General features: G+C 48.7%; 23 protein-coding genes. 14 read left to right on the top strand and 9 right to left on the bottom strand.

Annotation, left to right across the window (positions count from 1 at the left end):
- Positions 1 to 526 (top strand): tetratricopeptide repeat protein (locus AC5I6P_RS12165; RefSeq protein ID WP_495694026.1); only part of this gene is annotated, 526 nt, incomplete at its 5' end.
- 28 nt (positions 527 to 554) lie between these two features.
- Here AC5I6P_RS12165 and AC5I6P_RS12170 read toward each other — a convergent pair.
- Together AC5I6P_RS12170 and AC5I6P_RS12175 are read right to left on the bottom strand one after the other, a co-directional pair.
- Positions 555 to 791, bottom strand: coding sequence for a type II toxin-antitoxin system HicA family toxin (locus AC5I6P_RS12170; protein WP_495694027.1), 237 nt, complete (start codon positions 789 to 791; stop codon positions 555 to 557).
- 4 nt (positions 792 to 795) lie between these two features.
- Entirely contained in the window at positions 796 to 1,041 is a 246-nt protein-coding gene (locus AC5I6P_RS12175; protein ID WP_495694028.1) for a type II toxin-antitoxin system HicB family antitoxin, read from the bottom strand.
- Between the two features lie 365 nt (positions 1,042 to 1,406).
- Between AC5I6P_RS12175 and AC5I6P_RS12180 the strand changes: the two genes are divergently transcribed.
- Both AC5I6P_RS12180 and AC5I6P_RS12185 read left to right on the top strand, forming a co-directional pair.
- Positions 1,407 to 1,976 (top strand): Uma2 family endonuclease, encoded by a 570-nt coding sequence (locus tag AC5I6P_RS12180; RefSeq protein ID WP_495694029.1) that lies wholly within the window; start codon positions 1,407 to 1,409, stop codon positions 1,974 to 1,976.
- A complete protein-coding gene (locus tag AC5I6P_RS12185) occupies positions 1,949 to 2,677 on the top strand; it encodes a hypothetical protein (protein ID WP_495694030.1) in 729 nt (242 codons plus the stop codon). The genes AC5I6P_RS12180 and AC5I6P_RS12185 overlap by 28 nt, the downstream gene beginning before the upstream one ends.
- On the opposite strand, the gene AC5I6P_RS12190 is transcribed toward AC5I6P_RS12185, so the two are convergent.
- The gene (locus AC5I6P_RS12190) at positions 2,638 to 3,630 is read right to left on the bottom strand and encodes a stage II sporulation protein M (protein WP_495694031.1); all 993 of its coding nucleotides are present in this window, start codon (positions 3,628 to 3,630) and stop codon (positions 2,638 to 2,640) included. The two genes, AC5I6P_RS12185 and AC5I6P_RS12190, sit on opposite strands and share 40 nt — an antisense overlap.
- 154 nt (positions 3,631 to 3,784) lie before the next feature.
- On the opposite strand from AC5I6P_RS12190, the gene AC5I6P_RS12195 reads away from it, so the two are divergent.
- Positions 3,785 to 4,774, top strand: a complete 990-nt coding sequence (locus AC5I6P_RS12195; RefSeq protein ID WP_495694032.1) for a phosphotransferase — start codon at positions 3,785 to 3,787, stop codon at positions 4,772 to 4,774.
- A 311-nt stretch (positions 4,775 to 5,085) separates the two neighbouring features.
- Here the strand turns inward: AC5I6P_RS12195 and AC5I6P_RS12200 are convergent, their stop codons facing one another.
- Positions 5,086 to 6,795: an alpha/beta hydrolase gene (locus tag AC5I6P_RS12200; RefSeq protein WP_495694033.1), complete on the bottom strand. Its 1,710-nt coding sequence runs from the start codon at positions 6,793 to 6,795 to the stop codon at positions 5,086 to 5,088.
- A gap of 534 nt (positions 6,796 to 7,329) precedes the next feature.
- Here AC5I6P_RS12200 and AC5I6P_RS12205 point away from each other — a divergent pair.
- Positions 7,330 to 7,605, top strand: a complete 276-nt coding sequence (locus AC5I6P_RS12205; protein WP_495694034.1) for a DUF2949 domain-containing protein — start codon at positions 7,330 to 7,332, stop codon at positions 7,603 to 7,605.
- A gap of 130 nt (positions 7,606 to 7,735) precedes the next feature.
- Here AC5I6P_RS12205 and AC5I6P_RS12210 read toward each other — a convergent pair whose 3' ends face one another.
- Positions 7,736 to 8,296, bottom strand: coding sequence for a DUF3611 family protein (locus AC5I6P_RS12210; protein ID WP_495694035.1), 561 nt, complete (start codon positions 8,294 to 8,296; stop codon positions 7,736 to 7,738).
- A 113-nt stretch (positions 8,297 to 8,409) separates the two neighbouring features.
- Here AC5I6P_RS12210 and AC5I6P_RS12215 point away from each other — a divergent pair, with 113 nt between their 5' ends.
- From AC5I6P_RS12215 to AC5I6P_RS12240, 6 genes are all read left to right on the top strand, one after another.
- Positions 8,410 to 9,411 carry an alpha/beta fold hydrolase gene (locus AC5I6P_RS12215; protein WP_495694036.1) on the top strand — a complete coding sequence of 334 codons (1,002 nt, stop codon included), beginning with the start codon at positions 8,410 to 8,412 and terminating at the stop codon, positions 9,409 to 9,411.
- A gap of 104 nt (positions 9,412 to 9,515) precedes the next feature.
- Positions 9,516 to 11,267 (top strand): ArnT family glycosyltransferase, encoded by a 1,752-nt coding sequence (locus AC5I6P_RS12220; RefSeq protein WP_495694037.1) that lies wholly within the window; start codon positions 9,516 to 9,518, stop codon positions 11,265 to 11,267.
- 8 nt (positions 11,268 to 11,275) lie between these two features.
- Positions 11,276 to 12,868, top strand: a complete 1,593-nt coding sequence (locus AC5I6P_RS12225; RefSeq protein ID WP_495694038.1) for an ArnT family glycosyltransferase — start codon at positions 11,276 to 11,278, stop codon at positions 12,866 to 12,868.
- A gap of 475 nt (positions 12,869 to 13,343) precedes the next feature.
- Positions 13,344 to 13,970, top strand: a complete 627-nt coding sequence (locus tag AC5I6P_RS12230; protein ID WP_495694039.1) for a CAP domain-containing protein — start codon at positions 13,344 to 13,346, stop codon at positions 13,968 to 13,970.
- Between the two features lie 99 nt (positions 13,971 to 14,069).
- On the top strand, positions 14,070 to 14,699 hold the full coding sequence (locus AC5I6P_RS12235) for a ribonuclease H-like domain-containing protein (RefSeq protein WP_495694040.1): 630 nt from the start codon (positions 14,070 to 14,072) through the stop codon (positions 14,697 to 14,699).
- A gap of 78 nt (positions 14,700 to 14,777) precedes the next feature.
- Positions 14,778 to 15,494 carry an HAD family hydrolase gene (locus AC5I6P_RS12240; RefSeq protein WP_495694041.1) on the top strand — a complete coding sequence of 239 codons (717 nt, stop codon included), beginning with the start codon at positions 14,778 to 14,780 and terminating at the stop codon, positions 15,492 to 15,494.
- Positions 15,495 to 15,510: 16 nt separating this feature from the next.
- Here AC5I6P_RS12240 and AC5I6P_RS12245 read toward each other — a convergent pair whose 3' ends face one another.
- Positions 15,511 to 15,750 carry a hypothetical protein gene (locus AC5I6P_RS12245; RefSeq protein ID WP_495694042.1) on the bottom strand — a complete coding sequence of 80 codons (240 nt, stop codon included), beginning with the start codon at positions 15,748 to 15,750 and terminating at the stop codon, positions 15,511 to 15,513.
- Positions 15,751 to 16,170: 420 nt separating this feature from the next.
- Between AC5I6P_RS12245 and ligA the strand changes: the two genes are divergently transcribed.
- Positions 16,171 to 18,201: an NAD-dependent DNA ligase LigA gene (gene ligA, locus AC5I6P_RS12250; protein WP_495694043.1), complete on the top strand. Its 2,031-nt coding sequence runs from the start codon at positions 16,171 to 16,173 to the stop codon at positions 18,199 to 18,201.
- Positions 18,202 to 18,262: 61 nt separating this feature from the next.
- Here the strand turns inward: ligA and AC5I6P_RS12255 are convergent, their stop codons facing one another.
- From AC5I6P_RS12255 to AC5I6P_RS12265, 3 genes are all read right to left on the bottom strand, one after another.
- A complete protein-coding gene (locus AC5I6P_RS12255) occupies positions 18,263 to 20,509 on the bottom strand; it encodes a tetratricopeptide repeat protein (protein ID WP_495694044.1) in 2,247 nt (748 codons plus the stop codon).
- Positions 20,510 to 20,609: 100 nt separating this feature from the next.
- Positions 20,610 to 22,955 (bottom strand): S9 family peptidase, encoded by a 2,346-nt coding sequence (locus AC5I6P_RS12260; RefSeq protein WP_495694045.1) that lies wholly within the window; start codon positions 22,953 to 22,955, stop codon positions 20,610 to 20,612.
- Between the two features lie 166 nt (positions 22,956 to 23,121).
- The gene (locus tag AC5I6P_RS12265; RefSeq protein WP_495694046.1) at positions 23,122 to 24,468 is read right to left on the bottom strand and encodes an FAD-dependent oxidoreductase; all 1,347 of its coding nucleotides are present in this window, start codon (positions 24,466 to 24,468) and stop codon (positions 23,122 to 23,124) included.
- Between the two features lie 459 nt (positions 24,469 to 24,927).
- Here AC5I6P_RS12265 and AC5I6P_RS12270 point away from each other — a divergent pair, with 459 nt between their 5' ends.
- Positions 24,928 to 25,473 carry a pentapeptide repeat-containing protein gene (locus AC5I6P_RS12270; protein WP_495694047.1) on the top strand — a complete coding sequence of 182 codons (546 nt, stop codon included), beginning with the start codon at positions 24,928 to 24,930 and terminating at the stop codon, positions 25,471 to 25,473.
- Between the two features lie 148 nt (positions 25,474 to 25,621).
- Positions 25,622 to 26,566, top strand: a complete 945-nt coding sequence (locus AC5I6P_RS12275; RefSeq protein WP_495694048.1) for a helix-turn-helix domain-containing protein — start codon at positions 25,622 to 25,624, stop codon at positions 26,564 to 26,566.
- Positions 26,567 to 26,630: the final 64 nt, after the last annotated feature.

A 26,630-nucleotide genomic window follows, 5' to 3' on the forward strand; every position in this document is an offset into this window, starting at 1 on the left:
CGAGATGAACTGTTCCTACTCTAGCAGTTATCATTACTTCCGGGGCACTACCAATTTGCATTTTTCACAAAGCCACTTTAGAAAAGCGGAACCTTTACAAAGAAAAACCTTACAAATCATCAGACAGCAGCTAGGAGATGAGCATCCTGACTATGCCACTGGGCTTTATATTTTAGCAACTCTATATCTTTATCAATTGAGCTTCTCAAAGTTCTGGAGAGCGATGTTCCTGTATGGTCAAGCTCTGACAATTAGTTCAAAAACCTTGGGCTGGAAACATTCAGATACACGCCTCGTTGCTAGTAAGCTTGCCATAATACTTTTCTTCGCAATTATTTATGGATATATAGTATTTTCATCAATGCTACTCTTTCTGAAAACTCATAGTTTAGTAAACTTTTCAAGTCTACTCTACAGTATTTTTATGCCTCTGATTCCACTGAAAGTAATAACATCAATTCGATTTACAAAGTTTCTAAACCGAAGACTTGCAATCCGTACAAGGGCAAGACAACAAAATCTTTGACGATCGCAAACCCTAAATCTTGAATCAACTATTCCGTTTCACCTTCATCCTGTCCTAGCCACTCCTCACGAGACACTCCTGCTTGCCGCAGCAATCGAGATAGAAGACCCACGCTAATATCTCCCTCATGCGGATTTGGAATAATTACAGTCACATCATCGCGAAGCATCTGAGGATGTTTACCACCGGCGTAGGGTCCTTCAAATCCAAGTTCTCGAAAACGCTTTACCAAATTCTTCCGATTCACAGGCGTTAATCGTGGCATCAGCTTAAACCGCCTCAGAAAGACGGTTGAGGTCGATTCCTGCCACTTCAGGAACATTCAGTCCTAACCGCAGCCGCAACGCTACCCAGTCACTCAACGCCTCTCTCAGTTCTCGGCGGCATCCTTCTAGAGTTTGGTGCTTCGCCCACACGCCTTGTAGCCCCGGAATCTCTCCCCAATAAATTCGATCCTCTTCAATAATCTCGTAGACTGCAATTTCCATCGCCTGGTCAAGATAACTCGCAAGCATTCACACTTTCCCAATCAATTATCTAGATTGTAACTGGAGTGCCACAGTCTAAATTGCGTCATCTCTAGGATTCAATTCCAATCAAACAATTGCGTACTCTATCGGTCGACCTCATTCTCGCAGCACTCTTTCTTGACTTGGCAGGGAACCTGCTGCAAACGAGAAGTACGATATCTCTACTGCAACTCATCTTCTTTTTACTGCTTGCGGTTCTGTTATTGAAATGATCGTCCGAAGAAATTTATGAAGCTCTTCTTCAGAGCTTGCGACGCGATCGCTGACCGACGATAGACGTTGATTTGCAAACAAGATCAACTCACAAAAACAAGCGACAATAGAAACCATGAAGGTCACGGAGACAGAGTATGAGCCAAACTTCTCCCGAAAAAGTCCGATGGACGACTGCAGATCTTGAAGTCCTCGCCACCGACGAGTGGAAACGCTATGAAATTGTTGATGGAGAACTGTTTGTGACCAGAGCGCCGCATATTGATCATCAAGACTCTAGTGGAGGAATATACTTTGAGCTAAGGGCTTGGTCAAACGTCAGCAAATTAGGCAAAGCAATCTTTCTGCCAGGAATTATCTTCTCTGATGCTGATAATGTCATCCCCGATGTTGTTTGGATTAGCAACGATCGACTCGCTCAACTTAAAGACGAAGCTGGACATCTCACAGGCGCACCCGAACTCGTTGTTGAAGTTCTGTCTCCTGGCGCAACGAATGAGCGACGAGACCGAGAAGCCAAGCTAAAACTCTACTCTTCTCAAGGAGTTGAGGAGTATTGGATCGTAAACAGGGAACTGCAACAAGTCGGAGTCTACCGTCGAGAGAATGCTGTCTTAAAGCGAGTGGCGACGTTCCTTGCTCAAGACGAAATTACTTCGCCGTTGCTACCAAGCTTTCAGTGTCTCGTCCAAACGTTTTTTGCTTAAACATCGCGCTTCTCACAATTGATCTAGAGCAACCCCTAATTTTCATCACCTTTCGTCGGAGCACTGCGATCGCTGTACCAATTTGCGTATCGTCGCAGGAAACAATCGCGGCATATCGTCATAAAACCGCAATCCATCTGAACACCTACTCCATTCTCTGCTTACAAGTGCGATCGCTTCGCAAGCTCCAAAGGATCGCTCTCACTCAAAACTTCATCGTTGGAACTTACAGTGCGATCGCTCAAGCTCAAAGCTCGACACTTCAAGCTCAGAACACCACACTTCAAGTTCTAAGCCCGACGCTTCAGCTTCAGAACCTCGCACTTCCGCTTCAGAACTTCACCCTTCAAGCTTTAAGCCCGACACTCCAAGCTCAGAACCCCATATTTCAAGCTCAAAGCTCGGCACTTCAAGCTCAGAACCTCGCACTCCAGCTTCAAAACCTCGTGTTTCAAGCTCAAAGCTCGGCACTTCAGCTTCAGAACCTCGTGTTTCAAGCTCAGAACGCCACACTTGCCGTATTTTGCGAAATCATTGCAGGTCAAAGCTCAACCGTTCCACCTCAAACCCGAAGCAATCTAGCTCTAGATCAGAACTGCGCTGCTAAAAGGTGGCTTGCTGTATTACAAATAGGGAGACTTGCGATCGCGAACATCCACCTTCACACCGAATCCCCCAGACCTTCGCTATCCTTCCCTTGAAGATGCGAATTGAAATATGCCAACAGCCCACAAAACAGCAGCAGTCCCACCAAATACTTCAACGGTTCAGGAAAGATTGGACTCGGCGAGAAAAACCCCTCGATCGTTCCCGCAATAATCAGCATCGGCACAATTCCAAACACCAACTGCGCCGCCTGCACCCCATAAAACTTCAGCGCATCCCCCCGCCGCAGCTTTCCCGGAAACAAAATTCCCCGCGCAATCAGCAACCCCGCTCCCCCCGCCAAGAAAATTGCCGGAAGTTCCAGCGCTCCATGCGGAAAGACAAACGCCCAAAACGGATACGCCAAACCATTTTGACCCACAAGTGTCCCCACCGTGCCAATCATCAAGCCATTAAAGAACAGCAGCAGCACCGTCGCAATCCCTAGCGTCATGCCTCCCGCCACTGCATTGAACGACACCTTAATGTTATTCACCATAATTTGGCTCGATGCCAATGGTTCCGTTCCCAAGATCGATCCCATCCACAGTTTGTGGTCATCTCGAACCGTTTGAATCATCGATTCGGGCACAAACAGCGAGATAAATACCGGATCGCGCCACGATAGCCACCAGCCGATCAATCCGCCCGCTACAAATAGCCCCGTCGCCAGTAGGATATAGCCGATCGTCTGCCGTACCACCGCTGGAAATCCCCGAAGGTAAAACTCCAAAACGCCTTGCCATTCTTGCCGCCGCGCCCCCTGGTAGACCTGGCTATAGCCACGAGAAGTCAACCGCTGCAAATTCTGCACAATGGTATTACCCACCAACGTTTGATAGGTTCGTGCCCGCGCTAGATCGCCCGACACCGAGCGGTAGAGACTCGCGAGTTGCTTAATTTCGGTAGTCGAGAGCGATCGCAGTCCTTGCTTCTCCACTCGCCCTAAAAGCTCATCCAGCAGCTTCCAGTCCACCTCTCGCCGTGCGATCCATCGCTTCACATTCATAGCTTCTCCGATAGCCGACGCTTCTACCCAGTTATACTTTGGAACCGCGCAGTTGCTAGAAATTGCAAATTATTTTGTATTCTATCTGACGAAAATAGGGCGGATTCTAAAGGAGTATAAGATACGGCAGTTACCCTGTAAGAGTCACACGTCCATGACCGTTGGCTTATTTCCAGTCTTTTATTCCACATTGTCCCCCCAAGCTGTGGTGTCTAGGGTGCTGTCTTGCTACGACATTCCAGAGGTAAACGCTTGTCAGTTTTGGCATCGCGGCTTAAGCGATGTCTATTTAATCGAAACAGCAAAGCAGCCCTACATTCTAAAAGTCTCTCATTGTCACTGGCGCTGCAAATCCGAGATTCAGTTTGAACTAGACCTACTCAGCTACCTGCATCAGCGCCAGCTTCCGATCGCATATCCGCTCCCCACAAAAAGCGGTCAACTCTTTCTCGAACTCGATGCGCCAGAGGGAAAACGCTACGCGTCGCTGTTTATCTATGCTCCTGGAAGCATTCCGTTAGGCGACCTCAATCTGGCTCAAGCCTCGAAACTGGGAGAAACCCTGGCGGCTGTGCATCAGGCTGGGATAGAATTTTCGACTGGCGCTCAGCGTCCAGCATTGACGTTGGAGTATTTGTTGGATCAATCTTGGCACTCGATCGCACCCTTTCTACAACATCGATTTGACGATTACGATTATGTTGAATCGACCATTGACACTCTCAAGCTTCAACTTCACAACTTTCCTAAAGAATCGCCGTACTGGAGCGTGTGTTGGGGCGATCCTCATAGTGGCAACGCTCACTTTACCTCAGATGATGCCGTGACGCTGTTTGACTTTGATCAATGCGGTTATGGTTGGCGTGCCTTTGATATCGGTAAGTTTCGTCAAGTTGCGGTTAGTACAGGCATTAGTCGACACGTGAGAGAAGCCTTTTTAAAGGGATATGAAAGCGTGAGCGCGATCGCAGAGTTTGAACGGGCTAGACTGCCAGCCTTCACGCAAATCGCCCACATCTGGGTCTGGTCAATCAGCCTCACCAATGCCATTCATCACAACTATAGCCGTTTAGACGAGAGCTACTTTAATGTGCGACTAGAGCAGTTAAAGAAACTCAAGTCTCCAGACTGGCAACTGTTTTAGACACGACTTGACAAGTTACCCGGAGAGGAAAAGTAACCCTCGAAGAATAAAGAGAGGTTTTGGTTGCAATGTCATGCTACCGATAATTGCCGTCCCGACTACAATTGCGACACAGTTGGCACAGTATCGCAGGGTTGTACAGGTTCTCATCCCCAGTTAGGTGTCGATCATTTTTTCTATTGCAGTAACTTGCCAAGTTGTGATCGGACTGAAGAAATCAGCATTCAAACGCCCGACTCGACGCGAAAAGCCTGAAGAAATCTCATGAGAAAATTCTTAGTCCTAAAGCCCTACACCAACTCATCCTTCCTTCACTGCACCTGTCTCGCCTGCAACGTCTGCACCAAGTTCAACCGCAACGGATCTTGCGACAGAAAATTCGCATAACTAGACGACAAATAAGCACGATAGTTTGGCTGATTCGCAATGTAAGTTGAGAAAAACGCCAAACTTAAGGCCCTCACATAGCGACGCGCAAGCTCTGGCGACGGACCAATCACCGCAGGCGGAACCGGAATCGCGTCATTCTTAGAGTCCCCCAATGCTGAAAAGTGAGTCCCTTGCTCGATCAAGGCAAAATAGCGATTCGGCGTTTGCAGCCACGTGAACGGCTGAATTTGTTCTGGCAGCGCAGGCGCGATCGTATCTGCATTGCCCGCCACAATAAAGGTTGGCACTTTAATTTGGCTCAGCCCCGCTTCTCCAAACACACCGCTATCGATCGGATTGATTGCAAACACCGCCTTCACGCGCGAGTCGCTCAGGATATAGTCTTCTCTGGGCAAGTCTGCCGCACGGCACTGCAACAGAAACGAGATGTTTAACGTGTTATCGAGCGCGGTAGGAGTGCAGTCTTGCCGGAGTTGGGTGAAATTAAGCGGCGCACCCGCTAAAGCGAACACCGTATAGCCGCCAAAAGATTGTCCCAAGACGCCGACTTCCTGAAGGTTAAGCTGACCATAACGCGCGTCAGTCTGAGATCGTCGAGTCAGTTCATCAAGTAAAAACTTGATATCCAACGGACGATCGACAAACTCCCTCGGACTCGACACCTCACTCGCCGTTCCTGCAACCAATGCTTGAAGCTGTTCAGCATTGCTACCCGGATGTTCAGGCACCGCCACCGCAAATCCATGCGACGCCAGATGTTCTCCTAAATACTGGAACGTCATGCGATCGCTGCCTAGCCCATGAGAGATCACAATCAGCGGAATCGCCGCGTTTGGCAGCGCTTGACGCCGAGCTTGAGGGAAATAGACATCGACTGGGATGACGCGATCGCCCCCCAACACAGACACGAGGTTCCGGCTGCGATCCACCAAGCGCAACGTTTCTTTCTGCACACCAAACGCCCCGCGTGCCCCCAAATCTACTGGGTTTGAAATAGGAGGTGTTGAATTTTGAGCGGCAAGCTCTGCGATCGCGCTCGTTGCTTCATTGGTTCGATTAATCAGATTGCCTAACTCATTGGCAATTTCCAGCGTCTTCTGCAAATCAATCCGAATCCCCCGCGTCGGAAATCTCCGAAACACATTAAGCGGGGTAATTCCTTCCGGATCGGCAGAGGCTAAAATTAGTGCCGCCCGAATTGCATAAAATCCTGTGTCGCGTGACTCCGGCTGAATCACTTGTCCGAGTCGCCGCAGCAAGATTTCTCCTTGAGACGTGTAGAGAAACTGAGACACCGCCACCGGAGGCAGCGAGGCGCGAGTTGTGAGCGCTCTCCGCAAGGTAGCGAGTTGTTCAGCAGTAGCATACTGTGAATACACGTAGAGATCTTGGTCAAGCTTGCCACTCTGGGCGTAGTCTTCGAGTGCAGCTACGGAAACTGATCGCTCCAGCAACCCATAGGATAGGTACAGCCTTTCTGCCCCTTCAGCAGGGAGGCTCACCGCAACAATGGAAACGAGACTTCCAGCAAACATCAGCGCTGCTTGCTGAAGTCGCATTTGTATCAAAGTTGCGCCAAGGGCTAACCGCCACCGTTGGAGTCGAGGAGTAGAACGTGGACGATCATGCATAACAGCTATCTAAAGTACGATGGGCGGCCCCGTAAGGGTCACAGGACAGAAGTTTCACAAATCAATGAAGTTTCCCGAATTAATATAGCCCGTAGAAACTGTAAGCAGTGTATTCGATAATGAGCTACTCTACGCTTGCACTAAGACCTACATTCTGTTAAGTCGAGGTGTGACCCTTAGTTGCACAATGATTTGTCACACAGAGATTTGTCACACAGAGTCACACAGAATAGAAGATTAAGTAGATGAAGCCAGCAGGTGTTGCTTAGGTTGAGCAATACTTAATCCAAAGCAAAGGCGATTTCAGCACTCTGACGTGATTGAGATGTCTTTACTTCGGTTAAAACCCAACATCTTGTCGGATATGGCTTCATTGAGCAGCGTTAACCACATTTACAACTTTAATTTAAACAAAAAATTTAGATAGTTATTTCTAAAGTTGAGTTATTAAGTAGTAGATTAATATCGAATTTTAAGTTTTAGTGATACGATTTGACTTCATAAATTTCCAGGAATCATTAAGGACCTACCCCATTGTCTACTCAAGGTATTTCTGACCCCTCTGTACTTGCATCGGAAACGGTTGAGCAATATGAATTAAAAGAATTCATGAGCAACCTCGATAGTACTCAGCAAAGACTAATTCGGTTTTTGGCCGAAGACTTATCGATTTCACCTTCGTCGATCGCTATGGCAATGCGCTACTCTCAGCAAGATCGCGGCCCGTTGCCGATGATTCTTTGGCGCTACGGGTTTGTGTCTCTAGAGCAACTCAACCAAATTTTTGAGTGGACGGCAAATCAGCGCTAATGGTTCGCTGAGAGTTGAGCATTGAGTGAGAGTTGGATCATCCATCTAACACTGTTTTAACGATACTCCTATAGAAATATTTAACGGTGCTTACGTATAAGGGTGAAAACGAGTTTACTGGTGACTTAATTTACTGGCGGCTCATTTTATTGAGAAGCCAAAGCGAAGCCGTGATCGCGACAAATTGAGCCAAAGTGACGTTGATACTAGCTTGCACCACTAAAATATCGATGGGCTGAATGAATTTTGACTGGTCTACATTGACAAACCCAGCAAATCCTTGATTCACCACTTTGCCAAAGAGCAGACCCACGATCGCTTCTGCTCCGATCAGCGCCAGCAAAATTCCGACTAAACTTGAAATCAATCCCGTCCGCAGCGCTTGAACGGCTTCTGCTTTTTTGGGACGAGCTACAGCGGGTGCTTTTAACCGCCGTCCGAGAGCAACGTAGCGACTGAGCGCCCAAAACATATTAAATCCTAGAACGGCAATGCTACAAAGCGTCAGAGCGACCCCGACGCCAGTATTGGGGTTGTTTGCCCCGGTGCGAGTTGAAACAGCAGCAAACGCCAAAATTGCGCTAGAAACAACGGTCAACACAAGCTGCACCCAAAAGCTGATCCAGCCCGTTAGACGAAAAGCGCTGGCAATCTCTCGAATGGTGATGGTGGAGTCAGTTTGATTTGTCATGGTGGTTCTGTCGCGGAGAATGATTGAGACCTTTTTTGTTCTAGTTTGTTCTAGTCTGGCAGGAGAGTATGCTGCCATACATTAGTTGATGTAATAGTTTACGGTAGGATGGAATGATGCCTACCATCACTGTTCTGGGAGTTCCGCATGTCTATGAACAGACGGCTCCCACCCCCTCTAAAGAAGTTCTGATTTTTGTCCACGGTTGGTTGTTGAGTCGCAACTACTGGCAGCCGTTGATTGAGCGGCTAGCACCTCATTATCAGTGCTTATCTTACGATCTTCGGGGCTTTGGTGAGTCTCAACCTTGCCGATCGCCGATGGCGCTGGCTCACCCCGCAGAGCGAGAAGGTGCAGCAACAGCGATCGAAGTTTCGACAGCGCGAGCGGTGCGAAGATCTGAAGGATTAGCGGTGCGAAGCTCTAATCGGGTTGGCTTGGCAAAGTCCACTAGATCATTAGTGTCACAATACAGTCTTCTATCGTATGCAAAGGATTTAGAGATTTTGCTACGAGAATTAAATATTTCGCAGGTATGGCTGATCGGGCATTCTCTAGGGGGGTATGTGGCGTTGTGGGCAGCTGATCAACTGCCAGAGCAAGTTCGAGGGGTCATTTGCCTTAATTCGGGTGGCGGAATTTATTTGAAGGAATCTTTTGAGCGGTTTCGAGCGGCAGGACAGCAGATTGTGAAATTACGCCCTCGGTGGTTGCCTCAAGTTCCTTGTTTAGAGCTTTTGTTTACACGGGCGAGTGTGGGTAGAACGATCGCTAGGTCGTGGGCGCGTCAGCGTCTCGTAGATTTTGTTGCTGCCGATCGCGAGGCGGCATTAGGAACCTTGCTCGACTCGACGACAGAGTACGAGGTGCATCGGCTGCCTCAAGTTGTGGCACGGCTCCATCAGCCCGTCTATTTCATCGCCGGCTCTAAAGATTCGGTGATGGAACCCAAATATGTTCGTCACTTGGCAAGTTTTCATCCCCTCTTTAGCGACTCTGGAGCCAACGTGTTTGAAATTCCGGAGTGTGGTCATTTATCAATGCTGGAGTATCCGGAGACGGTTGCGGAGCAGATCGAAATGGTGATTGGACGTTCTTCTGAAGCTAGAGGTTAGCGTTTCCTTCAGAGTTGTGCAAAGCGCTAATCGCAGCAAATCAGATTAAGATGTTGCCTTGTGGCTGTTCAGCGCACACGTCCCCCACTAGGAATGGTTGACTCTTGAACTCTGCGAAACTATTGAAGCATCCGGCGATTGTTCGCGTTCTGCCGTTCGTTTGGATCGGGTTTTTAGGTTGGCTTGTGTTTTTTCATCGGCTGGACGCAACGGGGTTGCTCGATGAGACAGAGCCATTGTTTGCAGAAGCAGCGCGGCAAATGGCGGTCACAGGAGATTGGATTACGCCCTACTTTAATGGCGTCACTCGGTTTGACAAGCCCCCGTTAATCTATTGGTGTATGGCGATCGCATACCGAACGTTTGGTACGACCGCTTGGGCAGCGCGGTTGCCCTCTGCGATCGCGGCGACGCTATTAACCGGAATTTGCTTTTACGTTCTACAGGTTATCGCCGGAAAGCTTGATGCCAAAAACCGCGCCGAATATCCGGCTACATCGCCTAATCTGCTTCCCTATCTCGGTTCTGCCATTGTCGCTCTCAATTTGGAGATGCTCTTTTTTGGGCGACTAGGCTACTCTGACATGCTGCTAAATCTATGTTTTGGCGGTTCGCTGCTGGCGTTTTTTATGGGCTATGTGCAGCCTCTCGACCGGATCAAAACTCGCTGGTATTTTGCGTTCTACAGTTTGATGGCGCTGGCGGTTTTGACCAAAGGCCCTGTAGGCGTTGTGCTGCCGAGCGCGATCGTTCTGATTTTCCTATTCTGCGTGAGAAACCTACGCGTTGGTCTGCGGGAAATGAAGGTTGTTGGAGGCGCGATCGTATTTGTTCTGATCACGTTGCCCTGGTATGTGTTGGTCTATCTGGCAAATGGCTCAGCCTTTGTTAATTCATTTTTTGGGGTGCATAATGTTGAGCGCTTTACCAGCGTGGTGAATCAGCATTCAGGGCCGTGGTACTTTCATCTGCTCATCGTATTGATTGGGTTTTTGCCTTGGTCGCTGACGTTACCCGCTGCAATTGCGAGTGTTGTCCAACGCAAACAATGGCGAGAACTGGATCGCAGTGGGCAGTTCGGACTATTTGCTCTAATTTGGTTTGCAACCGTTCTGACGTTCTTTACGATCGCAGTCACTAAATATATTACCTATTCGCTTCCATCAATTCCTGCGGCTGCAATCTTAGTGGCGTTGTGGTGGCAGCAACAGATGGATCAAAACAAACAGTCGTTTTGGTTAAAAATTAGTGTTTATACTAGCCTTATTTTTAGCGTTGTCTTAGGGATTGGCGCGTTATACAGTCCGCAATGGCTAACGAGCGATCCGGCGATGCCTAACTTAGGACGGGCGCTTGAATCAGCAGGATTACCAATGATTGGCACGATCGTTTGGTTTGGCAATGCGATCGCAGGGTTAGTGCTGATCTTCCGCCGCCAGATGAACTGGTTTTGGAACGTCAATTTCGTCGCGATCGCGGCATTTATTGTATTTTTTATCACGCCTACGTTTGAGATTGTTGATCAAGAACGTCAGCTTCCTCTAAGGCAACTTGCAGAAACGGTAACTCACGTTCGCCGCGATGAAGCGATCGTCATGGCAACCGATTCGTTTGAGAAGCCCAGTTTGGTGTTCTACACAGGTCAACCCGTTACGTTTCTCAACCGGACTCGATCGATACAACCCTATCTTGCGGAACTGCGATCCTCTGGAGCTTGGCACCAATCGCGCCCAACGTCGTCTTCAATTTTGATGATTACAACCTCAAAAGCCTTGCAAGCCGCTATCCCATCGGGACAGTATGACTTAATTCAAGCAGCAGGGGTGTATCAACTTGTGCGAGTTCCCATTCAATAAGCAAGCAGATGAATAAGCACTGGTCAATGGCTCGAACGAATCAAATTATTCTATTACTGCTGGGTGTGGGATTGCTGTTTCGGAGCATCATTGCGTTCTGGCTTCCCCCAGGATTTGACGAAGCGTACTATTACATTTATACCCAGCATTTAGACTGGAGCTATTTTGATCATCCGCCGCTAGTCGCCTTGACGACGGGTCTGGGCGTTTGGCTCACTGGATTTGTGTCCCAGTTCACGATTCGGTTAGGGAGTTTGCTGATCTATACGGCAACATTGTATTTTCTGTACCGAGCGACACTCCACCTCTTTTCAGCACGAGCAGGAATATTGACAGTTGCGATCGCGTCTACTGTCCCCATTTTTCAACTTGTGTTCGGAACCTTTACGCTGCCAGATGTACCATTAATGTTCTTTTGGTCGCTAACAATGTGGGTTGCTGCCTATGAGTTCTTCCCAGAAGACGGATTTGAGTATCGCCCTACTTATCGGTTAGCTATTCTAGGATTGTTGGTAGGCTATGCCTGCTTGGGCAAATATCATGGCTTCTTATTAGGGTTTGGATTGGTTGGATTTTGTTTAACCAGTCGTCAACATCGTGTTGCATTAGTATCACCTTGGGCGTTATTGGGGCTAATTTTATTTATCATCACCTTTTCGCCTGTTTTGTATTGGAACTGGCAACACGATTGGGTATCATTTCGGTTTCAAAGCAATCGGAGTGTTCCTGATCGTCGATACAATATTGTTAATGCTTTTGAAACGGCTCTATTCGGATCTGCCTACATGTTTCCAACGTTTGGGATTCCCTTGTGGTGGGTTGGATTGCGCTCAAGTTGGGTTACCATTAAGTCCTGGATTTCGGCTCCTCGACTGCCCGTTGTTCCGTTTTTGGTCTGGGTTTCGATGCCCGTAGTGTTGATCTTCACGGTCATCGGAGGCTATCAGCAGCTCTTGCCATCATGGACAATGCCAGGATTTTTAGCGGCAACTCCGTTACTAGGTTGGCGAGCCTCGGTTTGGGAAGAACGGCATCCAAAAGCGGTGAGACGGTGGCTTGTTGGATCTGCGATCGCAATTGCCAGTTTGATGCTGATTGCCTTGCTGCATGTCACCGCAGGTATCGCTCAAAAACCTGGGAATTATGCGATTTTTGGAGGTTTTTTGACGCCTCAAAAGGATGCCTCGGTCGAACTTGTAGATGTGCTGCAACTCCAAAGAGAATTAGCTGCATCTCCTCAGATGCTCGCGGCTCTGCGCCAAGCGGATTTTGTCTTTAGTAATCGCTTTCACCTCTCTGGACATGTAGCGATGGCAATTGCGCCCCTGACTTCGGCCCCGGTGACGTGTTTCGATAAGCGGGATGTTCGCGGATTTGCATTTTGGTCAACGGCGGATCAATGGGTTGGCAAAACTGGGATCTACATCACGTCAAATCGATTTCAAATCCGAGAAAATTCTGCGGCAGGGTATGCACCCTACTTTCAGCAGTTTACGAAGCTAGGTGATGTGCCGTTGCGTCGCGGTGGCGTGATTATCGAGCGATTTCACGTGTTTCAAGGGACAACTCTTGTGAAGCCGTATCCGCGTCCAGCGCTGTAGGGGCTAGTAATTTCTTACAGCTGTAGGGGCTAGTAATTTCTTACAACGGTTAAAAACTGATGGTTAAAACTGCTGCCACCTAGATGTTTCCGCACCATGATAGAGCGGAAGTCAGAATGCGCTTGCTCTCTTCTTCGTTCACGCGAGAAGGGGGATGAGGGCAACGCAAGGAATGGCGACAAGTTCAAATTGTGTACTGTTTTGAAGCACGCCTCTTAGAAGCAATTTGATTAGAATTTATTTAATTTACTATGCATAGAAAAACCAAATCTTATGCCTGTACAGACAGATAAGCAATTTGTATAAAAACAATTAACTTTTTTGAATTTACGGAAATCTTTAACGTAGTCCTATTTCTATGAAAAAAATATAAAGAATCAGTAATTTCACACAACTTTTGTCGCATATATCACTATTAAAATCGCCTTAAGTCGTGTTATCTGTCTTAAGGCATGGTTTGTTAGGAGGAATTGGGATGCAACAATCCCTTTCTGTTCGTGTACTGCTCAGTCTAGTAACTGTTACTTTAGGAGGAACTAATATTGCGTATGCCCAATCTGCCGCTTCGAGCATAATCGCTCAGGCTAATCCCCCTGCTCCGCCACCCAATTCTGTTTTAGCCAGTCCTACAACGGGGTCAATAGAACAGGATGTCTTTCAACAAATCAATGGGTATCGGGCTAAGAGAGGGCTGAAAGCTCTAGCATGGGACGCTCAATTGGCTAAGAAAGCGCGAGAACATAGCAAGGAGATGGCAAACAAAGCCATTCCAATGGGGCACGCGGGATTCGAGAATCGAGTTAAAGGCATTCAGAAAACAATTCAAAAAGCAGTAATCTTCCCGTTGGATCAAGACTCAGTAGATCAAAACTCAGATGAACGAGTCAAAAACACCGCCAAGCGGGGCTTCTTTCGCGCCGCTGCCGAAAATGTGGCTTACAACATGGGCTACGACAATCCGGCAGCAAAAGCGGTTCAAGGGTGGTTAACGAGTAGTGGGCATCGCCATAATATTGAAGGTCAGTATACAGTCACGGGTGTAGGCGTCAGCAAGAATGTTAAAGGGGAATATTACTTCACTCAAATTTTTATCAAACAGTAACTCCAGATCAAACAATAACTCCAGCATGGGGGTGAATCGAAAGCGATTTAGATTGAAGTATCCTAATCATCAAGTCTTTCTCATCCCCATCGCTTGCCCATGCAGCCAAAAGAATTCTATCGCTACGATCGCGACTTGCCCCCTGAATTGCTAGATAGTTATTTACAAACAGACGCGATCGCGGTTGATACCGAAACGATGGGTCTGCTTCCTCAACGCGATCGCTTATGTCTCGTTCAACTGTGTGATGCTGCCGATCGAGTTTCTGTGATTCGCATTGTGCGCGGGCAAACAGAAGCCCCCAACCTGAAGCAACTTCTAGAAGCTTCAACGATTGCAAAAGTTTTTCATTTTGCTCGATTTGACATTACAACACTGCGCTACCACTTAGGAATTCTGGTTAATCCTATTTTTTGCACCAAGCTTGCTAGCAAGTTGGCACGTACCTATACTCCTCGTCACGGTCTCAAGGACTTAGTTCAGGAGTTAGAAGGCGTTGAGCTAGATAAGAGCGCTCAAAGTTCGGATTGGGGGAATGCGGCCAATCTATCAGATGCTCAGTTGAGCTATGCGGCGAACGATGTGCGTTACCTGCTCAGCGCTCGTCAAACGCTAATTGAGATGCTGAAGCGGGAAGAGCGATGGGAACTGGCACAGGATTGTTTTGAGTGTTTGCCAACGTTTGCCCAGTTGGATATATTGCAGTATCAGGGAGTTTTTGAGCATTAGGGTTGTTTCGCTAGGGCGAGGACAAACCAGTTCCTCTCAAAACTGAAAGCTAAAGTCAAATCTTGTAAAGGCAATCTTGTGCAATCTTCTACTAACGCGGTGACTTCGGTGTTGGCTCAGATCTCTGAACTCGCCGCTATTTTGTACGATCTAGATGGCACGATCGCACACACAGACCCCGTTCACTTTCAAGCGTGGGCAGAAGCTTTGCAGCCATTTGATATTGCGATTGACGAGCCATTTTATAAGCAGCGCATAACGGGAAAGTTAAATCCCGCGATCGTAGCGGATCTACTGCCTCAGCTGACGGTCGCGGAAGGCGTTGCCCTTGCTGAGCAAAAAGAAGCCCGATTTCGAGAATTGGCGACGCAACTTCCGGCGATGACTGGGTTGCAGGATGTGATTGCTTGGGCAAGCGCCCACCAGTTGAAGCAAGCGGTTGTCACGAACGCTCCACGGGCAAATGTGCAGTTTATGCTAGAAATTCTGAAGCTTGATCAAACCTTTGATCGAGTGATTTTGTCGGAAGAGTTAGGAGCTGGCAAGCCTGATCCGGCTCCCTATCAGTTTGCGCTAGAGGCGTTTGGGCTGAATGCTAGTGCTGCGATCGCGTTTGAAGACTCGCCTTCCGGCGTCCGCTCTGCTGTTGCTGCACAAATTCCAACAGTCGGAATTGCTTCATCTCAGACCCCAACAGAACTCTACGCAGTTGGCGCTTCGCTTGTGGTTCCTGACTTTGCCGCGCCCTCTTTATGGGAGGTTCTTAACGCTGCGCCGATTCAAAAATTACTTTAATTTTAAAATAGAGGCGCTAGCGATCGGGGATTTCGGCAGAAGACGGATAAGGCATACCCCAAGCAGCGGCTAATACTTCTGCCCAATCTGCATCAGGAACAACGTCTTCTAAGCTAACAAAGGCATCGATCGCGCCTGCCACTTCGATGTCAGCGTCTAGATGATTGAAATCTGCGTCATATCGGTCTGTCTCATCATTCGCGTTTTGCGCAGTTTCAGAGGAATTGCCCGATAGATTGCTCCAGTTAAAATTCATAAATCACACCCTCGTGAATAATAGGAAGCCAAAATTGTTGTACAAGCAGAACCATCACTAGGATTTAGGGATAGCCAGCATTAGCAATCTGAATAAAAACATGATGCCTTTAACCGATTTAGCTATCATCCCTGGATTACTCGTGAAACTGAAGTCAAGCTATCTGTAATCATACGGAGGTCTGTCGAAAGAATCAAGTTGCTGCGTTCTGTCTGGCAGTCATAGAGCGTATCATTTGCGCCTTTCCTACCCCAACCGAACACGGTACATCGCGATGCTCTTCTCAATCATTGCAGAAGCCTGGCTTTTCTTTCTATCTCTTAAGATTGAGCTTTTCGGACAGAGTAGAGCTACCCTTTGAGCGTCGCAAAGCGAATGGCAGCAGGTACACTAGGCTGTTAGGTTGTTGGGAATCGGACGATGGACTTAGTACAAGCGACCCCAGAGGTTCAGCAGCGTTTACACGAGTTAAGAGATCTGCTTCAGAAGGCGAGTTATGCGTACTATGTTCTAGACGCGCCCCTGATGGAAGACGCCGTGTATGACCAGCTTTATCGGGAGTTGCAGACCTTAGAGGTTCAGTTTCCAGAACTGATTACGCCCGACAGCCCGACGCAACGAGTCGGAGAACGTCCGGCCAGTCAGTTTACGTCTGTCAGACATAATGTGCCGCTCTACAGTTTAGAAAATGCTTTTGGGAATGAAGAACTAGCGGCGTGGGAACAGCGTTGGCGACGAGTTGCCCCAAATGTCAACGATTTTTCCTATGTGTGTGAGTTGAAAATCGATGGCAATGCTCTCGCCCTCACCTACGAGAAGGGTATTTTGGTGCGGGGCGTCACGCGGGGAGACGGGATCACGGGTGAAGAGATTACGCAGAATGTGAGGGCAATTCGTTCGATTCCGCTGCGACTGAGTGTAGAGAATCCGCCTGCGATCGTAGAAGTCCGGGGCGAAGCGTTTTTGCCGATTAAGTCCTTCGAGCAAATCAATCAAGAGCGCGAACAAGCGGGGGATTCTCTGTTTGCCAATCCTCGCAACGCCACAGCCGGAACGCTGCGCCAACTCGATTCTAAGATTGTGGCAAGGCGGAACTTAGACTTCTTCGCCTACACGCTTCACTTGCCAGAATCAGTTGCTTCGCCGCCTCGCTCTCAGTGGGAATCTCTCGAATTGCTAAAACAGATGGGCTTTCGAGTCAATCCTGAGCGAGAGCGGTGTCCGACGCTGGAGGCCGTGCAGTCTTACTGCGATCGCTGGTCAATTGAGCGCACGCGCCTTGGCTATCTCACCGATGGCGTTGTGGTCAAACTCGACTCGTTTGATCTGCAAGCGCAATTAGGGTTTACGCAGAAGTTTCCTCGGTGGGCGATCGCGCTGAAGTATCCCGCCGAAGAAGCTCCGACGATTCTAGAAAACATTGGCGTCAATGTGGGACGTACGGGTGCGATCACGCCTGTTGCTGAGCTGCGCCCGGTGCCGTTAGCCGGGACGACGGTATCGAGGGCGACGTTGCACAACCGCGATCGCGTCGCAGAACTCGATTGCCGCGTTGGAGATACGGTGATTGTTCGCAAAGCCGGAGAAATCATTCCTGAAGTGGTGCGGGTGCTGACCGAGTTGCGTCCTGAACATACGCAACCCTATCAGATGCCGACCCATTGCCCGGAGTGTGGCGAACCTGTGGTCAAACCGGATGACGAAGCTGTAACTCGATGTATTAATAGTTCTTGTCCTGCGATCGTGCGGGGTGCGCTGATTCACTGGGCAAGTCGAGATGCGCTCGACATCAACGGCGTCGGTGAGAAACTAGGGTTGCAAATGGTCGATCAAGGGTTAGTACAGTCTGTTGCAGACTTGTATGATTTGACAGTCGAACAACTGCTAACGCTAGAGCGAATGGGAAAGAAATCGGCTGAGAAAACGGTAAAAGCAATTGAAGACTCTAAAGCTCAGCCGTGGTCGAGAGTATTGTATGGATTAGGAATTCGGCACGTCGGGAGTGTGAATGCGCAAACGCTGACTCAAGAGTTTCCAAGCGTAGATGATTTGTTGCAAGCTACACCAGAAACAATCGAAGCGGTTCATGGATTTGGATCGGAGATCGCGCAATCGGTGTATCAGTGGTTTCAAAATCACGGGAATCGGGTGTTGATTGCTCGGTTGCGGCAGGCTGGAGTGCAGCTTCAGGGAGAGAGAACGGCGATCGCTGAAAGAAAGGCTGCGATCGCAGGTAAAACATTTGTTGTCACCGGAACGCTACCGACGCTGAAACGCGATGAAGTCAAAGCGATGATTCAAAAAGCAGGTGGGAAAGTCACGGATTCGGTCAGTAAGAAGACTGATTATGTGGTGGTGGGTGAAGAAGCGGGATCGAAACTGACGAAAGCAGAGAGTTTAGGAATTCCTTTGTTGTCGGAGGCAGAGTTCCTCGTGTTGTTGGAAGCTTAGTTTGGCTTCATTGTGCTTGCTGTGAGGTTAACATGAGAAGCACATTTCTTGTCCATCCCCACTAACGTTGTCTAGAGGATTGCTGAGCGACAACGCATCGTACTGCTTGGAGTGCCGATTCACGAGCCTGTTTTCCTTGCAGCAGATTAGCAACCTTGAGTGCTTCGGCGGGTTGCTTAAACCGAGCATATTGAACCGCGATCGCTTCTAGAAAACTGCCTCGATCGTTGCTCGACTCAATCACCGTGGCACCATCCAGCCCAAATCGATCGACCTGCGATTCATCACCTGGAATGGTTTGAGCCACCCGAACCGCCTGAGCCAAAATCGGCATCGCGCGATCGAGTTGTTGCAATTCACCATAACGTTGCGAGATCGCTAACAATAGTGCTGTCTTGTTGTTCGCAGACGTGAGTTGATTGACCACAGGCAGCACCAGATCAAAGCGATTTTGCTTCAGCAGTGCCGTTGCACTCGATTGCAATCGTCCCTCCCGAATTCCTCGATCTTTGGTGTCTTGCGCGAGTTGAAACGCGCCGACATATTGCTCAGCTTCCATAAATACAGCGAACGGATTATCGGTAGGAGTCGCGATCGCTGGATCACTCATATTCACATCTAACTGGCTCACTTGCTTCAGCAATGGACGAAATTCAGCTTGATTCGTTTGGGCATAGACCAGCGCGATCACGGCTAAAGCTTGGGGTTTGAAGCGATCGCGCTCAAACAAATCGCCTCCCTCACGTTCAATCTTGGCTCGGTTTGCCTTGTCAACAACATCAATCGTCTGCTGCGTTTGCTTGAGCAACTCATTTGCCTGAGTGACATTGCCAGAGCGATGCATCGTCAGCGCGATCGCGGCGAGCGATCGAATGCGCGACAAAGGGCGGTTATCAAGCGGCAGCTGATTCACCCACTGAACTGCTTGCTCATAGGGAGCCGTCTCAGCATAGACAGTCGCCATGTTGACGATTTGCCAGTCGTGCAAACCGTAATCGATCGCCGAGATCCGAGGCCATTCGCTGCGAATCCAGTCGAACTGTTTTGTCGCTACAGCGATCTGAAGCAACTCCCAGACATCAATTTTCGACCAAGGCTGATTATCTCCTGGAACCGCTCGCAGCCGTTCTGATAGCAACTGTTTTACTTTAGTCGTTTGTCCAGCTTGACGATAAGCCGCGATCACTGACTTGAAGGCTTCATTTTGAGACGTTTTTAGCAGCCTCGTCAATTGCAAGGCTTCATCTCGCTGCCCCACTTGTAGATGAGCCTTTACCAGACCGTTAATCAACGATTCTTGCAAAATCACATCTCGCGCTACTGTTGGCGATTGAGCCAGTTGCGCTCCTTGACGAAAAAGTTGCGTCGCTTTGTTGGGCTGTTTTGCACTGTAAGCCACAGCGAGCTGTCCTAAAACAGGCACTTTCTGAGAGGGAGCTGCGATCGCTAAATTGATCTGCTCAGCCGCCTGCAATTTTTGCGCCGTAATGTAGGCTTCTGCAATGCCTCGAAGGGCAACAGATTGAGAGTCTGAATTCTTTGGAAATCGGGCTGCGATTTGTTGAGCGGTTGCGTAGTTTCCAACTTGAGCATAAATAGCTGCCATCCGCTCTAAAATCGTGACTTTAATGGACTCAGAAGTATTGACAGGAGTCTGTTGCAGGGCTTGCTCAACCTGGGCCAAAATCTCTTGTGTGGGTTGGGGTTGCGCAATTGCTGCATAGCCCTGGGCAATCTCAATCAGCGCATTTGCACTAAAAATCGATCCTCTAATAAATCGTGAGACCTGACGGGCTTGGTTAAGCGCGATCATTGCTTTCTGAGGTTGATTTAAAACGCTATACTGACGCGCGATCGCAGCTAATCCGCGAGTTTTAATGTAGCTGGTTCCAGGAGTGAGACGATTTGCCAACTGCAAAAACTGATCTAACAACAGCTCAATTTGAGCTGGCTGCTGGGGTCGATTCATGAGCTGTATCAATCGCTCAAACCGAGAACCCGGATAACCATTGGTCTCCAAAAACCATTGCTCAATCAAGCTAGCCTGAATCTGCGTATTGCTCAACTGCGGAGCAATGGCCAATCCTTCCTGCAAGGCTTGAATAGTGAGGTCTCCATTTTTGGCATCTAATGCGTTTCGTGCTTGTTCAAATGGAATAACAACCTTGCTCTCTAAGGTCTGATCGGGATTGCAGATTGCTGCCACCGATGGCTCCTGAGCAGAGGCGCGAGTTTGGGCAACATTTCCTACTACATTTGCTGCAGCAAGCACACTCAATAAGAGCCAAACGTTAAGTCGAGAAGCCATGCTGTGTAAAGAATTTGGGTAGAAATTCGGGTATGTAGCACGTAGACTTTGTTTCCGATCGTTCTGTTCCAGCAGAAAGCAGAACGACGGCTACTTGAGATCACGATTTGAAATAGCGATCGCACCACCGCACCATCTCCCACAACACATGCCCAACTGCTTCCTTCGACTGATAGCCATGATCCTCAAGCGGAAGCTCAACCCATCGCACCGTTGCCCCTAATCCCTTCAATGCCTCATAAAAGCGCTCCGTTTGCAGGGGATACGTTCCAGCATTGCTATCATTTGCGCCATGAATCAATAACAAAGGAGCTTTAATTTTCGCAGCCTGCGTAAACGGAGCCATCTGCTGATACGTCTCGACTGCTTCCCAAAAATTGCGTTGTTCGCCCTGAAACCCGAATGGAGTCAGCGTTCGATTGTAGGCTCCACTTCGAGCAATGCCTAGTTTGAATAAATTCGTGTGCGCTAGAAGGTTGGCTGTCGTAAATGCTCCATAGGAATGTCCGCCAATGCCTAAGCGATCGCGATCAGCAACGCCGCGCTGCACAACATAGTCAACGGCAGCCTCTGCTCCAGCAATCAGTTGTTCAACATAAGTATCATTTGGTTCTGCATCACCTTCCCCAATGATCGGTAATTTAGGATCACTCAACACTGCATAGCCTTGGGTCAACAGAAACAAAACCGAAGCCCGACTCGGACGACTAAAGGTATTCTCTGCGGTTGTGTTTTGCCCTGCTAGCTCCCGATCCTTAAACTCGGCTGGATACACCCAAAACACCATCGGCAATGGCCCATCCCGTTGCGGATCGTAGTGAGCAGGCAAATATAACGTTGCAGACAACGAAACGCCATCTGAGCGTTGATACTGCACCAATTCTTTCTGCACACTGGCAAACTGAGGGGCAGAATCTGCATACTGAGTCAGGGGAATCGGCAAGCTGTTTCGGGCAGAACGCAAAAAATAATTGGGGGGTTCCGTTTGCGATTGCCGACGAGTGACTAGCGTTTGAGCATCTGCATCTAACACAGCTTCCACCGTTTCAAAGTACGGATCTTGGCACTGCCACAGCCGCTCCGTTTGACCCGTTGCCAGATCCATCCGATCTAAAAAAGGATAGACGCCTTGCGGGGAAGCCCCTCGCCCCTTGAAATAGACCCCTTGACCCTCTGGCGTAAACTGCAAAACCTGGCGATCGTAAGCTCCCTTTTGCATCACAGGCATTCCGGGAGAGCGATATTGATCGTCAAAACTGAGATCGCTTAGCAACGTGGGGGCGATGTTCGGTTGATCCGGTCGAATTCGCCACAATCGCATCTGCCGCGAATCATAATCGCGTTCCCACGCCAAAGCAACATCGTCTCGTCCCCACTGGAGGTTCCAGAACCGATACTGCGATCGCCACAATTCCCTCGGTTCATTCGCAAACGGCGCATCCAATTCGAGCCAGCGATCGCGATGGGGCACGTCTTGGCTTGGATCGCCGTCATCCAATGCCTCCACCCAAAATAAAGTCGCTGGGAGATCGCTGCGCCAGGTTACTTGCCTACGTCCTGGACGCACCGCGTCAAACTTAATCGATCGCTGTTCATCTAACGGGAGATCAGCAACCTCGTAGACAACCTTGCCCGTTGCATCTAAGACTTGAATCTGTCGAGGGAACCGTGCCGCCGGAACTTGATATGAAAATGGACGATGTAGCCTGCTCAAGAGAATATATTGCTCATCTGGAGACACCTCGACTCCAGCGATTAAGCTGGGCGAAATCAACTGAGTCCGTTCTCCGGTCAACAGAACGTGTTCTAAGATTGAGGTGACATAGTACTCGAACAATGCCTCATCATGAGCCGTTGCCAAGAGATTGGTATACGTCCGATTGGGAGTTTTTTGTCCCAAGTTTTCTTGAATCGAGGGTCCGCTCGGCAACCGAGGAGCGGTGGGTGGTTCGCCTTCGCTTGAGATGACTTTGCAGAGAAACGCCTCATTGGAATGCCATCGGTAGGGCGTTCCATAAGTCGCATTCAAGATGGCTTCTGTCACGCGCCACGGTTTTCCGACAGCAACCTCCATCACCCACAACTCCAATCCCTCAGGTTGAGTGAGCGTAAATGCTAACTTCTCGCCATTGGGCGACCATTGTAAAAAATCAATGCGAGCGCCATCTGGAAGATCGATCGCCGTTCGGGTTTTCGCTGCGATATTTTGAATCCAGCCGCGATCGTAGAACCTCTGGCGTGCCGGTGCATGAGTGCGAGGATTAATCCGAAACCCCGCGATCGCGACGTCCGGTTCTGCCAGATCTGCGATCGCGCACAAATCAGACTGCTCTAGTTCCAACAACCAGCGCCGATCCGGTGAAACGTGAACGCTAGGTGGAGAAGCGGCATTCAAAATTTGAGCAATCGGAGCGGGTGGCGTTTGCCACGGTTGCGGGTCAAACATAGCGCGTGAAACAAAATGGAGGCAATGCTTCCTACGATATCACTGAGGCTCAATCAGGACTCCCGCAAGTTACATCGGTCTCTATTACTGTTGTAGAAATTACTGTTGTAGAACGTACTGTTGTAGAACGACCCACGTTCTCTGTCAGCTTTCTTGCACCCCACTCCTACTCAGGCACAGCAACCTGTTCAGATTCAAACCACCTGCGATCGAACTGACAACCCAAATGCTGCTGAATCCGAAGCAAATCTTGTTCGGCATTTCCTAAACAAGTCGTCGCGCCTGGAGAAGGTGTGATGTTGAACCGAATACCAGACCCCGGATCAATCTCTGCCTGTCCTAGAATTAGCTTCCGCCCAGTTTTGTCAATTAACTGAGGACGAATGCCACCCACGCCCTGTGCAAATTCTAAGTCCTCTAGTTGCAATGAAGGGACAATCTTACGGGCATCTTGCAAAAATAACCGACGGTTCAGCAGAGGAACCTCAAACGCCATATTCTTGAAGATGTAGTTGCGAATGTCCCGCACTTTGAACAAATCCCACAGCACATCTGCAACGGCTCGATCGAGTCGCAGCACCTCCAGATAATCGACGAGCGTTTTCATATTGTCACGCTCCAACAGAGGAAGCGGCAGGGCTGTTGGCCCGAAGCGAGTTTTCCCAGGCATTGTAATATCTGGATCTCCATGAATTGCCGCAAAAGGCAACTTGTCATTCTGAACGGTATAAACTTTGCCGTTCAAGACTTGAGGCGTAAAGTAAAAATTTCCCGCAACAGGTAAACACGAGTATTCCAATCCAATTCCCATGCGGTGGGCAAATAACAGGCTATGTCCTCCTGCTGATACCACAACAAATCGAGCCATCAATGAACCGTCAGGCGTAACGACTCGATAGTGTTCGCCTACAGGTTCGATCTCCCGCACCAGACTGCCCAGTTTGAGGTCAACAACCTTATCCGTCACCGATTGGGCCTGCTCTACAAACGACTGAGCGAGCAGCCCATAATTCACTGCTGTGTAATCACCCAAGACCGCGATCGCAACCACTTCCTCTAAGCGATCGTGCCCATTCACCTGAATCACCTTCGGCTCGATGTCCGCAATCTGGGCTTTCTCCAACAGTTGCATTCCAGTAAAGTGCGGTTTGAACTGTTCGTATCGCTGCCGCAAAAACTCGCACTCCTGTGGGCCAATCCCTAGCACCATTTTAGGAAACGAGTAAATGAGTCGGTCACGGGCAGCAGGAGGTAACTGGCAGGCATAGCGAACGATCATCTGAGCCGTCCGCTGCACGTTGATCGCCTTTTCCAGGCTGTAATTGGTCTCAATATCGCCGCAGTGAATCGTCTGGCTATTGTTTGTGGCTTTAGAGTTGACGGTTGCAACACCGTTGTATTTTTCTAGAAGCGCCACTCGCTTCAGATCTGTGAATTTTGCTACTGAATAGAGCAGGGCTGCCCCCGCTACTCCGCCTCCAACAATTACAACGTCATACAGTGGATTTGCCATGCGTCTCCTGCCCCGAATCCTTTCCATTTCAGAATCAGGTAGTGCCATATCTCACTGAACCATACGGCTACATCCCAATTCTGGAAACTTTACTTTATCTAATATCTTGCCCCAGTTTTAATGTGCGTTTTCACGAGAAATAGAACGGCTTTCAAATAATTGGCGCAATCTCATGGAGCGTACAACTTTTTTTTGTAGGTGGTTCGCCATTTTTAACATCTAGGCGCGCACTTAACTGCATTACTCAGATATATGGCACGAATGTATTCTTTGACCAGAATAAACAGAGCGGAATTCGTGTATCAAGATTAACTCTCTTAAAGTTTAATGCTAGCGGCGGAGTGTCTGAAAAAGTGTATCTCTAGAGAGGCGTTCGCTGCTCTCCACTGGCTTACGGTGAGGTATTGCTTAGCACTACAGAATAGAAATCCCTGACTGAAGGAAAAGGAAACGCTAACCATGAACGTAGAAGAACTTAGGCAACGATATGCTGCTGGAGAACGAGATTTCAGTATTGCTGACCTGAAAGGTGCGGTGCTTGAAGGTGTCAATCTCAGTGGTGCAGTTCTACATGGAGCAATGCTAGATGGAGCGAATTTGCAAGGGGCAAACTTGAGTCAGGCGGATTTAAGTGGAGCCACGCTGAAGGGCGCAAACTTGACCCAGGCAGATTTGAGTAGTGCCAATTTGAATGATGCGATTCTAGATGAGGCAATTTTGGAAGAAGCCGTTCTCGATGGATCGCTACTAAATCAAGCTGATCTGAAGGCAGCAGACCTGGAAAAAGCGGCTCTCAATGAAGCTGATTTGAGCGAGGCAGACCTGACAGGGGCCAATTTAGCAGAAGCCGATCTGAGCCGCGCGGACCTGGAAAGCGCCGAATTGCATGACGCGAATTTGAGCCAAGCTACATTAGAAGAAGCAAATTTGAGCGGCGCGAATCTAGAGAATGTGACTGCAGAAGGCACTCTTCTGAATAGTGATCCTCCGGGTTCAACAAGCTAAACAGCCCATTTGTGGCAGCAGCGATCGCCACCCAACCATGACAAACACCATACTCATTACAGGTGACTCTTAAGGCATTGATCGGCTCATCACAATAAGGAGAGGAGCATTTGTCAGAATAAAGCAGTTTTGATCGAGTTGAGCCGCGATGAGTGAACAAGCCGTCCAGCTTGATTTTAGTAGCACCAAGGCAACTGCTCTATTGTTGCCCAATCCTGCCGCCCTTGTCAGTTCTAGATGGAGCAATTTCCACTATGAACTCCATCGTCAACCCGCATTTGATACGCCTGAGCATCAAAGTCCGTGGCATGTCGTTGCTCAAGGTCGTTCTGCCTCAGATGTGTCAGAACCGTCCCCCGGAGAACGATGGCTAGACGGCAAATTGAGCCGAGAAAGAAGGTATCAGGGAGACATTGCTATTATTCCTGCTGATGTCTTTCAACGGTGTAATTGGAAGACTTCAGCCGAGTTCGCGATTTTAGCAATTGATTCTGCTTTGCTTAAGCAAGTCGGCCAAAATTGGGTAGATGTCGATCGCATTGAACTGATTCCTCGATTCATGAGCGAGCAAGATACGCTGCTTCAGAGAATCTTTTCTGCTGTAAAAGATGAACTAGAAGCTGTCAAAATGGGTGGCGATTTGCTAATTGATAGCCTCAAAACGACATTAGCAATTCATCTTCTGCGAAACTACTGCAGTACACAACCAAAACTCTCTAGCTATGGAGATGGATTATCCTCATCAATGTTGAAACAAGTAGTGGAATACATTGATGAGCATCTCAATCAGGATCTAAAATTGGTTGGGATTGCAGCGATCGCTCAGATCAGTCCGTGTCATTTTCTGCGTTTGTTCAAGCAAAAGATGGGAGTTACACCACACCAGTACATCTTGCAGCAACGCATTGAGCGAGCCAAGTTTCTACTACAGCATCACGAACTGAGCCTTGTGGAGATTGCCCTCCGCTGCGGGTTTTGCGATCAAAGCCATTTGGCTCGAGCGTTTAAGCGGAGGGTTGGTATTACCCCAAAACAACTGCAAGGCGGTCGTAAGAATATCCTAAAATCTAGCAACTTTCTTCTAGAGTCCTGAAGTGCTTGCTGGCGTTGCATAATGGAGAGATGAATAAGGTGATTCTCTGCAGTGCCCGGAATGC

It is taken from the genome of Myxacorys sp., assembly GCF_059501405.1.